15 protein-coding genes are annotated in these 13,486 nt (G+C 50.5%); 5 read left to right on the top strand and 10 right to left on the bottom strand.

The genetic code is table 11. The features are described from left to right. Nucleotides 1–80: 80 nt before the first annotated feature. Entirely contained in the window at nt 81–230 is a 150-nt protein-coding gene (locus tag ACH6EH_RS04270; protein WP_397331275.1) for a hypothetical protein, read from the top strand. Nucleotides 231–321: 91 nt separating this feature from the next. Here the strand turns inward: ACH6EH_RS04270 and ACH6EH_RS04265 are convergent, their stop codons facing one another. From ACH6EH_RS04265 to ACH6EH_RS04220, 10 genes are all read right to left on the bottom strand, one after another. Continuing rightward, complete coding sequence (locus ACH6EH_RS04265) at nt 322–672, bottom strand: type II toxin-antitoxin system PemK/MazF family toxin (RefSeq protein ID WP_138227849.1); 351 nt, start codon at nt 670–672, stop codon at nt 322–324. A gap of 5 nt (nt 673–677) precedes the next feature. Beyond that, the gene (locus tag ACH6EH_RS04260; protein WP_138226796.1) at nt 678–959 is read right to left on the bottom strand and encodes a CopG family ribbon-helix-helix protein; all 282 of its coding nucleotides are present in this window, start codon (nt 957–959) and stop codon (nt 678–680) included. 227 nt (nt 960–1,186) lie between these two features. Beyond that, complete coding sequence (gene alr, locus ACH6EH_RS04255) at nt 1,187–2,362, bottom strand: alanine racemase (protein WP_397331274.1); 1,176 nt, start codon at nt 2,360–2,362, stop codon at nt 1,187–1,189. Between the two features lie 277 nt (nt 2,363–2,639). Next, nucleotides 2,640–3,749 carry a LolA family protein gene (locus ACH6EH_RS04250; RefSeq protein WP_397331543.1) on the bottom strand — a complete coding sequence of 370 codons (1,110 nt, stop codon included), beginning with the start codon at nt 3,747–3,749 and terminating at the stop codon, nt 2,640–2,642. 107 nt (nt 3,750–3,856) lie between these two features. Further along, the gene (locus ACH6EH_RS04245) at nt 3,857–4,525 is read right to left on the bottom strand and encodes an ABC transporter ATP-binding protein (RefSeq protein WP_397331273.1); all 669 of its coding nucleotides are present in this window, start codon (nt 4,523–4,525) and stop codon (nt 3,857–3,859) included. Nucleotides 4,526–4,554: 29 nt separating this feature from the next. Then, nucleotides 4,555–6,123: a hypothetical protein gene (locus tag ACH6EH_RS04240; RefSeq protein ID WP_397331272.1), complete on the bottom strand. Its 1,569-nt coding sequence runs from the start codon at nt 6,121–6,123 to the stop codon at nt 4,555–4,557. A 14-nt stretch (nt 6,124–6,137) separates the two neighbouring features. After that, the gene (locus ACH6EH_RS04235; protein ID WP_397331542.1) at nt 6,138–6,938 is read right to left on the bottom strand and encodes an ABC transporter permease; all 801 of its coding nucleotides are present in this window, start codon (nt 6,936–6,938) and stop codon (nt 6,138–6,140) included. 124 nt (nt 6,939–7,062) lie between these two features. After that, nucleotides 7,063–8,400, bottom strand: a complete 1,338-nt coding sequence (locus ACH6EH_RS04230) for a sensor histidine kinase (protein WP_397331271.1) — start codon at nt 8,398–8,400, stop codon at nt 7,063–7,065. Beyond that, nucleotides 8,397–9,131, bottom strand: a complete 735-nt coding sequence (locus ACH6EH_RS04225) for a LytR/AlgR family response regulator transcription factor (RefSeq protein WP_397331270.1) — start codon at nt 9,129–9,131, stop codon at nt 8,397–8,399. Before ACH6EH_RS04225 ends, ACH6EH_RS04230 begins: the two co-directional genes overlap by 4 nt. Nucleotides 9,132–9,243: 112 nt before the next feature. Next, the gene (locus ACH6EH_RS04220) at nt 9,244–9,807 is read right to left on the bottom strand and encodes a GbsR/MarR family transcriptional regulator (RefSeq protein WP_397331269.1); all 564 of its coding nucleotides are present in this window, start codon (nt 9,805–9,807) and stop codon (nt 9,244–9,246) included. 343 nt (nt 9,808–10,150) lie between these two features. On the opposite strand from ACH6EH_RS04220, the gene ACH6EH_RS04215 reads away from it, so the two are divergent. The 4 genes from ACH6EH_RS04215 to ACH6EH_RS04200 form a co-directional block, all read left to right on the top strand. Then, nucleotides 10,151–11,353, top strand: coding sequence for a quaternary amine ABC transporter ATP-binding protein (locus ACH6EH_RS04215; protein WP_397331268.1), 1,203 nt, complete (start codon nt 10,151–10,153; stop codon nt 11,351–11,353). Beyond that, on the top strand, nt 11,346–12,179 hold the full coding sequence (locus ACH6EH_RS04210; protein WP_397331267.1) for an ABC transporter permease: 834 nt from the start codon (nt 11,346–11,348) through the stop codon (nt 12,177–12,179). Before ACH6EH_RS04215 ends, ACH6EH_RS04210 begins: the two co-directional genes overlap by 8 nt. A 14-nt stretch (nt 12,180–12,193) precedes the next feature. Then, complete coding sequence (locus ACH6EH_RS04205) at nt 12,194–13,105, top strand: glycine betaine ABC transporter substrate-binding protein (RefSeq protein ID WP_397331266.1); 912 nt, start codon at nt 12,194–12,196, stop codon at nt 13,103–13,105. A 131-nt stretch (nt 13,106–13,236) separates the two neighbouring features. Further along, nucleotides 13,237–13,486: helix-turn-helix domain-containing protein (locus ACH6EH_RS04200; RefSeq protein ID WP_397331265.1), on the top strand; the 250-nt coding region annotated here is incomplete at its 3' end.

Raw genomic sequence — 13,486 nt, 5'->3', positions numbered from 1 at the left:
CTTTAAGCTTCAGCCTGTACACTGTACTCAAATCTCACCCGGCGCTCTTCAGCAGTCATCATCCTAAGGAGGTTCACAGCATGACACGCAAAAAAATCTGGATTTGGTCTCTCATCGGTATTTTCACCTGGATTGCCATCGTTACGGCCGCTTACCGACTCATACCGGATGGCCGCCCGGATTACAGCTCGGCTTCCACCGTCCCTTACGCCCTCGTTCCGGTCCCATGAGGCAGCCGGAAACCAGGACGCCAAATAGCCCGCCGGAGCACCGGCGGACTATCACGCACACGACCTTTATCAAGGCGGCTTCGCTTTCGTATCAAAAATCAATCAAACCGAGACTAATCTGCAGGGAATCATCCACCTTGCTCATGGTTTCATCATCCAGATGGGTAATCTTATCCGTCAGGCGCTGCTTGTCAATCGTCCGGATCTGCTCCAGCAGAATCACGGAATCCCGGTCAAAGCCATGGGACGCCGCGTCGATTTCGACGTGAGTCGGAAGCTTTGCTTTTTGAATCTGTGCTGTAATTGCTGCTACAATGACCGTTGGACTGAACCGGTTTCCGATATCATTCTGAATAATCAGAACCGGCCTGACACCACCCTGCTCTGAACCCACAACGGGTGAAAGATCCGCAAAAAATACGTCGCCGCGTTTTACGATCACTTTGTTCACACCCCGCTAACTAAGCGGTCCAGAGTGCTGTCTGCATCTTCCTCCGCGTGAAACGCCTCGGACGCCATGGTGAGGTTAATCTTGGCCATCTCCATATAACCTCTCTGCATTGACTCACGGATATAGCGCTTCTTCCGCTCGTGCAAATACAGCTTCATGGCCTGCCTGATCAATTCACTGCGGTTGGAATTTTCCAGCTGAGCGATCCCATCCACTTCCTGCAAAAGATGATCTGGTAGACTGATCATGATTCGTTTGGTGTTCTGCATGTTGGCCACCCTTTATTACACCCCCACAACCTTCTTGCCCTGTGCACCAGTATTACGTTATTCAAGGAAATTTATACAAAAATATATATGCCGAAGGTATATCATGTATGCTGCATCCCATTATAAACCACACTCGGCACTTCGTACAGACCAACCGACATATTGTTAAGTTCGGGAAAATCGGCACGAATTCCTGCTTTCCTTGAAAAAACGATACCTGCTGAGGTCAAAAAACACTACAAAAGGGGGTTAACCCGGGTGATCGGCATGCCGCCGCGGATATAGGTGCGGGGCACGCGATGTGCTATCATGCAAACCAATTCATAAGGAATGGTACCCAGCCTGGAAGCCAGCTCATCTGCAGAAATACATTCTCCAGATTGCCGGCCGATGAGCACAACCTCTTCACCGGCTTTGATTTGTTCCGCCTCTTCGGCGAAATGCTTTAGCGATACCATACACTGGTCCATACAAATGCTGCCGACCACAGGAGCGCGGCGTCCGCGTATAAGCACCTCCGCATTTCCACTCAGCATGCGCGAGTAGCCATCCGCGTAACCGATAGGAAGCGTGGCAATCCGCTCTTCCTCTTCCGTTACATATCTGGAGCCGTAGCTCACGCCGGATTGCGGCGGCAAGGTTTTGACGTAGACCGCCTGCGTCTTTAACGTCATGACCGGGCGCAGGCTGACCGCTGTGCGATGGACCTCCTCCGAAGGATAAACTCCATACAAGCTGATGCCGATTCGCACCATATTGAAGGATAATTCGGGAGTGTCAATCGCTGCGGCGCTATTGCCCGTATGTATAATCGGGATGGAGAAGCCTCCCTCCCGCAGCGCATCCGCCACGCTCTTGAACCGCCGGTGCTGTTCCAGTGTATAGCTCTTGTTCTCTTCGTCCGCTCTTGCGAAGTGGGTAAACATTCCTTCAATGAAGGCCTGAGGAAGAGCAAAGGCTTCTTCCACAAAAGCTGCTGCCTCTTCCGGGAGCAGCCCCAAGCGTCCCATGCCGCTGTCAATCTTGATATGAAGCTTCAGCGGACGATCCAGGGATTTCGGCAGCTTCTGAATGGCTGTCAGCACGTCGCGGCTAAACAGGGTCACCGTGATGTCCTGCTCCCATGCGGTCATAATACCCTCAGGCGGGGTATACCCCAGGACGAGGATCGGCAGCGTGATCCCGGCCTTACGCAGCTCCAGAGCTTCATCCAGAAACGCAACGCTCAGGTAGTCTGCCCCTAAGCGCTCCAGCTCCCGCGATACCTCAACGGCTCCATGGCCATAGGCGTTTGCCTTCACACATGCCAGCACCTTCATGCCTTCAGGCACATGTGCCCGGAACGCATTCAAGTTGTCACCCAGAGCATCCAGATCAATTTCTGCCTGGGTAGGCCGATAAATATGTTGCAATCCAGTCACCTTCTTACCATTATGAATAGCTCTGTTGTCATTAAACTCATGGTAATGTTCTGCCCGGCAACTGTCAATCCGGCCACCGCTGTGAGAATTCCCATCCTACTGCTGACGCAAACCCTTCGCGGACAAGCGGACTCGGCTGATTCCGCTAAACCAGGGTGAAGACGGCTTTCCTGACGTTTGGCACCCCGGTTGAAGAAAGAGGCGAATGGCCTAAGATTTGCAGCCATATCCTGATTGCTGCAAATCTCGGTTATCCGCCTTCATCGTATTACTTACCCGATTGTCCGTGCATGGAAGCAGCGATTTGCACCATTTCAGAAGCCGGCAGATTCCCGCTCGTAATCCGGTACTCCACGCCTTCTGTCGTCCAGGTCAAGGTCTGCTGCTCATCCCCTGTAAGCAGGGCCACCGTGAAGCCCAGATCAATGACCTGACCCGGCGCTAGAGATACTGCCCGATCCAGCGGACGCGATTCCATAATCGTGTATTGATAGACGCCATCGTACCTCAGAATCACGGCATGATCCTCGCTGTTGGCCATTTCCTGAATCCCCTTACTCACTACGCCGGCTGGTGTATAGGAAGGCTCGATGATGCCGAAAGCCCCCAGATGCTGGGCCGCTGCCGGCTCGGCCGCTGTCCCTGGCTGCTCCCCGGCCGGATCACCTTGTGCAACCGGCTTTCCATCCTCGCCCACCTCGGCCATCACGTCCTTGTTCTCTTCGTTCATGGCACTCAGATTCCGGTTCGTATCAAATGAATCCTTGGTCAGGTTCGTATCAAAGGTGAAGTCGCTAAACCTGACATCGACGACGACCTTGGCTTCGGAGTCAGACACCTGAATCTGCTTTGGCGAGTAGTTATCTTTGGCGAGCCAGATTTTTTGCCGCACCAGAGCATGACTGTGATAATTGGCCGCCACCTCAAACACATAGGCATCCTCGATCTCTGCAAACTGACGCGTGCTATCACTCAGAATACTGCCCAGCATCGTCTGATACAGATATACCTGACCCTGATTCTCCGGCCAATCGCTCTTGAAGCGGAAGCTTTTGTTCAGGCTCGGTGTGAGTACAAAGACCCCTTCATCATTTCGGAGTACGATCTGTGTGAGGTCCTTCTGTCCGTTGGTCAAGCTGATCCGGTAATAGGACGGGGCCTGATACCATACCTCGACCTCATATTGCTGCGGCGTCGAGCCGGTGTTGATGGTCATGACTCCCTTGCCCTGGTATGCCCCCTTCTCGCCTTCCAGCTGATCCGCTACCTTAGCCAGATCCTTGATGACTCCTTCTGCATCCTTTTTCCCGCCACAACCCGAAAGCACCAATGTGAAGCATAATACAGCAGCAAGCAGCACCCAAGACACCCGGCGCATGTCATCATCCCCTTTGTGCACATGTTTTGAATTCATTGATACATGTCTATGAGGGACTTGGTCACATTATGCAGACGGGCTTGACAAGCCGGAGAGCGGATTCTTTTTTAGCGCCTGAAATATTTCTCTTTAAGCTCCCCGGTTAACAGCTCCATCCTTCCTCCTTGAATAATATACAGCGTATCGCATAGCGACTCTAAATCTTCATAGTTGTGGCTGGTGAGCAGCAGGGTCTTGCCATCCTCCTTCAGCTTCATTACGATGTCCTTCATATCGTTGTAGGTCTGGTAGTCCAGCGCATTAAAGGGCTCATCCAGCACCAAAATATCCTGCCCTTCCATGATGGCCTGGGCAATGCCCAGCTTCTGCTTCATCCCCAGAGAATAATGGGCAACCCGAGTCTTCAGCTCCGGGTCCAGGCCTACCCGTCTCATGGCGTCTTTGATCTCGGCATCACCAATTCTCCGGTTAATATCAGCGAGAAATTTCAAGTTTTTATAACCGCTGTAGGTGGAAATGTATCCCGGGCTATTAATGAACACCCCCACTTGCTCAGGAAAATCAATGTCCTTGCCGAGCTGTTTGCCCCGTACAAAGACTTTTCCGGTATCCGGCGCCGTGAACCCGCACAACATTTTGAACAATACGGATTTGCCACTGCCATTCGCACCGACGATGCCGATGCTCTCCCCCTTCTGAATGTCTAAATGAATGTCAGATACTACGGGGATTCCGTTGTAAGCCTTGGATACCCCTTCCAGCTTGATCTGTGTCAATGTCAATCACCTCTTTCAGCATAGTTGAGCTATTGAAACCGCCGTTTATACCCATGGATCAGGATGTACAGCACCGCTGATACCGCTATGACTATAAGGATCAGAAAAATGGTTTGCGGAGGCAGTCCCTCATACGCGGAGTCCGCCGCAGACATAAACGGTTGATGCTGTGCCAGGCTGGACATGCCTGCAGGAATGTATAATGTCCAGGAATATGGAAGAAGGTAGAGCGCGTACATCAGCAGCAGCCCTCCGAATGCGGCCGTGACTTGCCGACTCCACAGGAACACCAGCAGCATGAGCAGAAACTGCACCAGCAGCTCCAGCCATTTCACGGCTGTGATATAGACCCAGATCTCATTCCAGCTGAGTGCCAGGTCCGGGATCATTGTAACGCCTTCAGCAGGCAAGCCTGCTATGGATGGAATGAGGAGACTCCCTGTCGTCAACCCGATGGTGTACACCAGCACATAGATACTGCCTGCAGCGAGGATCGAGGAAGCCCACTGTATTTTGGAAGCAAGACGGATGGTCAGCAGCATGCTGTGCACCCTTTTTTCATTTTCCAAAAATAGGGCAAGCATATATAACGGGGCCGCATTCATCAGCAGCATCACGAGAAAATCTGCCGGCTTGAAATAACCGTGCCCATGCCCCCAAAAGGTATAGATCATGTAGTCCGCCCATGTGCTTGGTCCGACTGCCAGGTTGTTCAGCTGCAGCCATTTCCATAAGCAGATTACAATCGCTAGAGTGGCCAGGATACCCACATTTCGGAATGAAAACAGCTGCGCAGCATAATAAGGCATCACTCCCCGGGGCCTAAGCCATTTCCGGTGCCATTCAAAGTCTTTGTTCCAATATTTGCAGATGAGATACACTGTGCCTCCAAAGATCATTCCCAGTGAAATGTAAGTGACCCAAAATGCATATGGATAGGTCAGATTGTACATGAAGATGATGTAATTATTGATAAACAGAAACGGGATGCGCGTCAGCTCCGGAATTTTGGATTTCATGGCAAAGACCATCAGAATAAACAATCCCGCCGTTATCACAGCAACCCATCTCTTCTCAAGAAAATGATGCAGCGTCATCATAACGAGACCCAGCATGCTTAGCCCCAGGATCAGATGCAGAACCGACAGCGCGGAGGCCTGCCATGGATGCTGTACAATGTCACTTAATTTCATCAGTACTTCCATCGACAAGTCTTGTTCAGCCGGCGAAGGAAAACCGGAGCCTGCTGGCAGGCCCAGACCCACACTCATGATGACGGCAAGCTGCACAAGGACAAACACACTTGTATTTAAAGCCCATGCCGCCGCCTTCACGGCAAAATAGCGAGGGAACCGGGAGATGCGGATCAAGACATAATCCAGATTGTCCTCCAGATAGGTATAGCTGATCCACAGAAACTTCGGCACCATAAAAAAAGTAATGTAGTAATGGTCCACCAGAACAAACAGCACAAAGCTTTCATAGGAGTATGCAAAGCCTTGACGCGCTGAGAGACTGAACAAAGCGGCGCCCAGCAGGAGCAGAAGCAGCTTCGGCGTATAGAACCTTTTCACATCCCGGAGAAAAACAGCCCCCATCTTGCTCCCCTCCTTTAAGACGGATATACCGTGACTTTTTGAATCCTGCTGAAGTAAAAGGCAATACCCGCCGTGAACAGCAGAGCAAGCGCGGGACCCACAAGCAGAGGCCCATACCCGTGCTGATTAACATCAAAAGATTCCGGATTAAAGGCGGTGTAGATTCTGTAGATCTCCAATTGAAGCAGAGATAAAATGAAGTTTTCCAACGTGACATACAGAAAAGGTCCGGTCAGAATAATAAACACATTCGAAACAAACAAGGACAGCACAAATGCAAGTGTAGCCATCATCGCGGACAGGACTCCTTGCCAGAAGCTGATGAGCAGACCATAGCTCAGCGGATGATTCACAAACAAGGAGCCCAGAAAGTGCGTTTTCTCTAGCCTGGGACCCGGTTCGCCTGTGCTTTTATCGACTAAGCTATAAAACGGAGTGATTTCCGGCTTGATATAGAGTGCGAATATGACGCCGATCATCATGGCGATAAACATGATCGAGAACGAGCTTCCTGCCACCACCAGCCATTTTGCGGACAGATAGCGCCTTTTACTTACTCTCGGCAGCGTGTACATCAGAAATCCGTCTCGGCGCTCCAAATACATCAGCCAGCCTACAGGCAGAACTGCTATTAGCGGAAATAGAAATACAATGATAGAAATGCCGACTTCCCAGGCCTCTAAATCATGCTCTAGTGCATAGCTTTTATAAATGGTTCCACTTAGAAGAGCTACAGCAAGACTCAAGCTCAGCAGCGTGATCAGGACCGGCCAGCGCAGCTTGCCCCATTCCAATCTGAGCAGATTATTCAACATACTCACTCCTTTTTTTCTCGGATCTGTCTACAATATAGTCTGCAGCATCCTCATGTACAATAGCTTGAGAAGGAACAAGAGCCTTACGGGAATGAACGGAATTTCGTTCCCATAAAGCTCTTGTTTATGCTTCCGTGCATGAGGGAAGCCGCACACCGATAGACAAGTAGGCGCCGCCCTGATGCTCCGTATTGGAGGTCAACAGCTTACCTTTAAGCTGCACAACCAGCTGCTTCACATTGTACAAGCCAAATCCGCGAGGTCCTTGGGCTGTACTTTTGGTAGTGTAGCCTTTCTCAAACATTTGCATGAATGCTGTACTGGATTGGGGTGACCCTGGATTCATTACGAGCAGGTCCACCCACCCTTGCTGAGTCGCTTGCACTCTTACTACGATCTCGTTTCCCGGATATGAAGCTTCAATCGCATTGTCGATCAGCACGCCCAGAATTTCCACCAGCTGCTGCTCCTCTGCCACGATCTTGTGAAAAGAAGTGTAGATCTGCGTGGTAATGACCATTCCTCGAACCTCTGCGAGCTTCAACTTTGTGTACAGAAAGCCTCCAATCACCTTGCTGTCGAGCTGCAGAATTTCACGAATCCCGGTCTGTATGATGACGCTGTCTGTATAGGCTGAAATTTGAGCCCGGACCTCCGGCAGGGAGCCGGCGGTTTCCACAATACTGTGGATGGCCAGCAGCTTGTTATGAAATTCATGCTGTCTGGCGCGCACCTCGGATACCAGCTCGTCAATAGCGGGCAGATATTGCTCGATGGCGGACACTCTTTTCTCATGACGTGCCTGCCGATGATGTTCATAAATAATCCAGAGGTTCATACTGATCACCAGCGTAAACACAAGGAACAGAAGCAGCAGGTTCCGGGTCACAAAAGCGGTCTCAAAATTAGCATAGATCACGAGCCCGAGCACCATGACAGAAGACTGAATCAGCATAATCCGCAGAAAGATGCCGTTATAATCTCCTAGATAATGATTTCCCTGCTTTATGATCATGGCAGCATAAAGAGCGCCTGCTAGTAGCAATGTGACCCCGCGATGCACATATGGAAAGGCCTCTGCGTCTTGCTCCAGCAGCAAACTGATCGCGGCAATGCTGAAGGTCCGAAGCAGGATCCAGATCAGAAAGCTTAGAAACGTTACCACGATAACCTTCATGTTGGATATAGGACGGAAAAAGCTGCTATTCAGCATCATCACACACAGAATCAGCACACATAGCAGCACCGGGTTATTGACCGGAAGCAGATCGTAATTATTTACACTGAACCCTGCCCCCCATTCTGTGTAATCTACCCTCTGATAGCGGAATATCAAGCAAAGGAGATGAAAGCATATAAACCAGCTCACCGTAGCTTTTGTAAATCTGACGGGTTGTCCGGCCATGCTGTAACAGATCAAGAGCATGATCACTGTATCCAGCAGAATTTGAAAATAAATCATGAATGTCCCCGATTCTTTAGCGCGTGCTTGAAGGTGTGGCCAATGGGAATGAGCTGATCCGCACCGACCAGCTTGATGGCTCCTTCACTTTTGTCGATTTTTTGAATATACGCCGTGTTAATGATATAGCTTTTGTGGCATTGAATGAACGATTTCTCTCCCAGCAGCTCAGCGATCTTTTTGAGAGACAGTCCAGAAATCCGATCGGACCGTATTTCTTCCCCCGCCGATTTGATGTGCAGCTCCAGATGCTTGCCGAAGGATTCCACGTAAACAATCTGGTGTATGGGATACTCCAGCACGTGGCTCTTCTGCTCAATACTCAGGATCTCCGGCTGCGGAGTCATTCCTGCTCCAAGGTGATCCATGTAGGACAGCACGTCCCGCACCGCATGCAGCACTTCATCCCTTGTAAACGGCTTGATCAGAAAGCCATAGCACTTAATTTGCCGGTATGCGTTAAGCTCCTCATTGGCAAGTCCGGTGGCGAATAGAATCGGGGTGAAGCTGTAGCACTCCATGGCACGCAGTTCTTTTGCAAGCTGTGTCCCTTTATAATCGGCTAGCTGAATATCCAGAATAAACAGATCTATTGGATTTGCCAAAGCAATCTGTATGGCTTCTGCGGATTGATCCGTTGTAAACAGGCTCGCGCCCGGGGCGGCCTCCTGAATACAGGAAGCCAGTAAGCTCACAATGTGAGGCTCATCTTCCACGATGAGTACATTCACCAGGAAATCCTCCTTATCTATATGTCTGCATTTATTCTAACCCCTCACGCCAAAAAGGTACAACCTCACGGCTGCACCTCTCCCTCTTCATTCCAAGCGCCTTCGCGCTTCTCTACTCCCCTGGCGGTTCTTTAGGAACTAGCTTGAAAATCTCTCCGCTGACAAAGGTGTCGATCAATCGGTCCAGCCATTCGTAGTAGGCAACGGCCTCCTTGATTCTTGATACATCCTGCTGCAGAACTGCAATCAGGAGCTCATCCTCATGATGGTCTTTCATGAGCCGGTTCATTTCGTCCATCGATTTTTTTAATATATGAATGTTGCTCTCTACCGACTTGCGCCACTTGATATCAAAGAAATCGAAGAAGGTCTGATACCAGTCATACTCCACCTCGTATAGATCCTTCCGCGAACCCTTCTCCCATACCTTATGCACCATTTTATAATCCAGCAGCGTTCGGACTCCGGTACTCATGCTGGTCTTGCTCATCTTCATCTCCTGGCCCATTTCATCCAGATTCATCGGCTTATCAGCAAAAAACAGCAGTCCATATAAATGGCCTGTGGAAACGGGAATTCCGTATAAGTCCATATTTCTTCCAATATTCTCAATAACACGCTTGCGTATTTTATCTACAGCAGCCTGCCGTTCTTCATCCAGCGGGTACAAGCCCATGCTCGAGCCTCCTCTTATTGCTAACCGTCGTCTTCTCTATTCTTATAGTGTCCTGTAGTGATGAACTTGCATCCATATCGCTCCAAAAGATTCTTGTTCTATTGTAGGTAAAGCTTTTTTAAATGTAAAGAACTCCTGGCGGGAGCATTTAGGAGCATCAAAGAGGATATGGGAGCATAACTTTGTACAGTTTTTACTGTATGAACTTAATGTACGGATTTAACGTTTGCAACTGTAACTTTTGTATTGTTATAATTCTGCACATGGGTTCACCGGACTAGGACGCAAGAATCGGTTTCAAGGTTCATTATGAATGCTGGATCATGATAGAGGGGGAATATGCTTGGCTATTCTACAAGTAAAAGATGTCAGCAAGCTGTTCGGGAATCATCCCGACCAAGGGCTTGCGCTCCTGCAAAAGGGCTGGAGCAAAGAACGCATCGCTAAAGAAAAAAATATTACCGTCGGCGTAAATCGAGTCAGCTTCGATATACAGGAAGGCGAAATCTTTGTCATTATGGGCCTTTCGGGCAGCGGCAAATCGACGCTGGTGCGTTTGCTGAATCGGTTAATTGAGCCCACCTCGGGTGAAATTCTGATTCACGGCAAGGATCTTCGAAAAATGAACAAGGAGCATCTCCGCAATGTGAGACGTAAATCCATCAGCATGGTCTTTCAGAAATTCGCCCTGTTCCCTCACCGGACGGTGGTGGAGAATGTGGAATACGGGCTCGAAGTCCAGAAGGTGGACAAAAGCAAGCGTCACGAGGCCGCACTGAAATCACTCGAGCTTGTCGGCTTGAAGGGCTGGGAGAACAAGCTGCCCAGCGAGTTGAGTGGCGGCATGCAGCAGCGTGTCGGGCTTGCCCGCGCCTTGGCCAACGATCCGGAGATTCTGCTTATGGACGAAGCCTTTAGTGCGCTGGATCCGCTGATCCGCCGCGATATGCAGGATGAGCTGATCGAGCTGCAGGATAAGATGAAGAAAACCATCGTCTTCATTACACATGATCTGGATGAAGCGCTCCGAATCGGAGATCGCATCGCCCTCATGAAGGATGGCGCTGTGGTGCAAATCGGCACACCGGAAGAAATCCTGACCCAGCCGGCCAATGATTATGTCGAGCGCTTCGTCGAGGACGTGGATCTGTCCAAGGTGCTGACTGCTTCTCATGTGATGCGGCGTCCGGAGACGATCACACCGGACCGGGGTCCTCGTGTGGCACTGGAGATTATGCGGGAACGCGGTGTATCGAACCTGTTCGTCATCGACCGCTCCAAGAAGCTGATCGGCGTAATCACGGCAGAGGATGCTTCCGAAGCGCTGCGCAGCAACCGCAAGCTGGAGGACATCGTCATTCAAGACGGTCCGGCTGTCGGACCCGACACGCTGTTAAATGAGCTGTTTGAAATGACCAGCTTGTCCAAGGTGCCTGTAGCGGTCGTTGATGACAAGCAGCGTCTGCTGGGCGTCATTGTCAGGGGTGCGGTGCTCGGCGCCCTGGCCGGCGAGAGTAAGTCCGGGGAGGTGAATGGACATGCCTAAGATTCCATTAGCCGACTGGATCAACGCCATCGTGGACTGGATGGGAGAATATTTGTCCGGTCTGTTCGACGGCATCGCCGAGGTCATTGAATGGATTGTAAACTCGTTTACCGATCTGTTCATGCTGCCTCATCCGTATCTGTTTATCGCCATTCTCGGTATTCTGGCCTTTATTCTGGGCCGTGTTCCGCTGACGCTGTTTACGGTCATCGGCTTCCTGATCATTGACAATCTGGGCTACTGGCCGGAAACGATGGACACCCTTAGCCTGGTGCTTACCTCCGGACTGATCTCCATCATTCTGGGTGTGCCGATCGGGATTTGGGCGGCCTATAGTAAAGGTGCCTCCCGCATCATTATTCCGGTGCTGGACTTTATGCAGACGATGCCAGCCTTTGTATACCTGCTGCCTGCCGTCACCTTCTTTAGTCTCGGTGTGGTACCGGGGGTGATCTCCTCTGTCATCTTTGCGATTCCGCCTACGATCCGCTTGACGCGGCTTGGTATTATGCAGGTTTCCGGAGAGCTGACCGAAGCCGCAGACGCATTCGGCTCCACTTCGGGGCAGAAGCTGTTCAAGGTACAGCTGCCGCTGGCGATGCCTACCATCATGGCGGGCGTGAACCAAACTATTATGCTGTCTCTGTCTATGGTCGTCATCGCGTCCATGATCGGAGCGCAGGGCATTGGTGCCGAAGTGTACCGTGCTGTCACTCAGCTTCAGATTGGTAAAGGGTTTGAAGCCGGCCTGGCTGTCGTCATCCTGGCGATTGTGCTGGACCGCTTTACACAAAATATATTTAAAACCAACAAAAGGGGTGCTTAGTTTTGAAAAAGAACATGAAATGGTTGTTAATGCTCAGCTTGTCCGCGATGCTTCTCCTGTCGGCGTGCAGTCAAAGTGACGAAGGGACAGCAGGTACCGGTGAAGGCGGCAATGAAGAAGCTGCGGCTTCCATCGGAGAACAGGTAGACTATGAAATTATCGGTATCGATCCCGGCGCAGGGATCATGAAGGCAACGGCCAAAGCAATCGAGGACTACGAGCTCAGCGATTGGAAGCTGGTGGAAGGCTCCAGTGCTGCCATGACCGCAGCTCTCGATAAAGCGATCAAGGACGAAGAGCCGGTCATCATTACCGGTTGGACGCCACACTGGATGTTCTCTAAATATGATCTGAAATATCTGGAGGATCCGAAGAAGATCTATGGTGAAGCTGAAGAGATTCACACTCTCGTTCGTTTGGGACTGGAAGAGGACCAGCCAGAAGCGTATCAGTTCCTGGACAACTTCATGTGGACCTCCGATGCTATGGGTGAAATCATGACCGCGATTCAAGAAGGCCAGGATCCCGCCGAAGCTGCGAAGGAATGGGCGGAGAATAACACGGATCTCGTCGATGAATGGACAAAGGATATTCAGCCTGTAGATGGCGAAGAATTCAAGTTCAGCTATGTAGCCTGGGACTCTGAAATTGCGAGCACGAACCTTGTGCAGTACATTATGGAAAGCAGACTTGGCTATGAAGTAACGGCATTGCAGGTTGAGGCTGGCCCAATGTGGACCGGCGTCGCAAACGGTGACGTGGATGCCACTGTTGCAGCATGGCTGCCGCTGACTCACGCCGATTACATGGCTGAGTTTGAGGACAAGGTGGTCGATCTCGGCCCGAGCATGGAAGGCGTGAAGACAGGGCTGGTCGTTCCTTCTTATGTCGAAGCCAATTCTATTGAGGATCTCAAAGGCGAATAAAGAAGACTCGATTCTTTCGTACTTAACGCATAACGTATAATGACAAAGAGGCTGTCCCAAAAGATGATATGCTCCCTTTACGGTAGACAGGTGAAATAATAAAACCTGTTTTCGTGAGGGGAGCATTTTTTGTGTCCAGAAAAATAGAGCGGAATGCCTCAGAGAAATTTGCCATTATTCAAGAAATCAGGCTGGGACATATCGGAGTTAAAGCTGCAGTGAAAAAATACGGTATTTCTAAATCAACTCTTGCCAAATGGAGACGTCGTTATGAGGTTCACGGATATGAAGGCCTAGAAGTACGGACCCATTATCGAAGTTACTCTGCGGAGCTTAAACTCCAAGCAGTACTGGATTATTTGAATAGTGGACTATCAAAGT

The organism is Paenibacillus sp. JSM ZJ436 (assembly GCF_044383795.1).
Lineage (GTDB): Bacteria > Bacillota > Bacilli > Paenibacillales > Paenibacillaceae > Paenibacillus_AQ > Paenibacillus_AQ algicola.
Note: the sequence above shows the minus strand (reverse complement) of the source record. Positions and strands in the feature narration are given on the sequence as shown.

Bases quoted from the DNA above. Each gene is read 5' to 3' on its own strand.
- ACH6EH_RS04235 (WP_397331542.1), bottom strand. From the start codon at position 6,938: ATGTTGAATAATCTGCTCAGATTGGAATGGGGCAAGCTGCGCTGGCCG.
- ACH6EH_RS04210 (WP_397331267.1), top strand. From the start codon at position 11,346: ATGCCTAAGATTCCATTAGCCGACTGGATCAACGCCATCGTGGACTGG.
- ACH6EH_RS04230 (WP_397331271.1), bottom strand. From the start codon at position 8,400: ATGATTTATTTTCAAATTCTGCTGGATACAGTGATCATGCTCTTGATC.
- ACH6EH_RS04270 (WP_397331275.1), top strand. From the start codon at position 81: ATGACACGCAAAAAAATCTGGATTTGGTCTCTCATCGGTATTTTCACC.
- ACH6EH_RS04250 (WP_397331543.1), bottom strand. From the start codon at position 3,749: ATGCGCCGGGTGTCTTGGGTGCTGCTTGCTGCTGTATTATGCTTCACA.
- ACH6EH_RS04205 (WP_397331266.1), top strand. From the start codon at position 12,194: ATGAAATGGTTGTTAATGCTCAGCTTGTCCGCGATGCTTCTCCTGTCG.
- ACH6EH_RS04220 (WP_397331269.1), bottom strand. From the start codon at position 9,807: ATGGGCTTGTACCCGCTGGATGAAGAACGGCAGGCTGCTGTAGATAAA.
- ACH6EH_RS04240 (WP_397331272.1), bottom strand. From the start codon at position 6,123: ATGGGGGCTGTTTTTCTCCGGGATGTGAAAAGGTTCTATACGCCGAAG.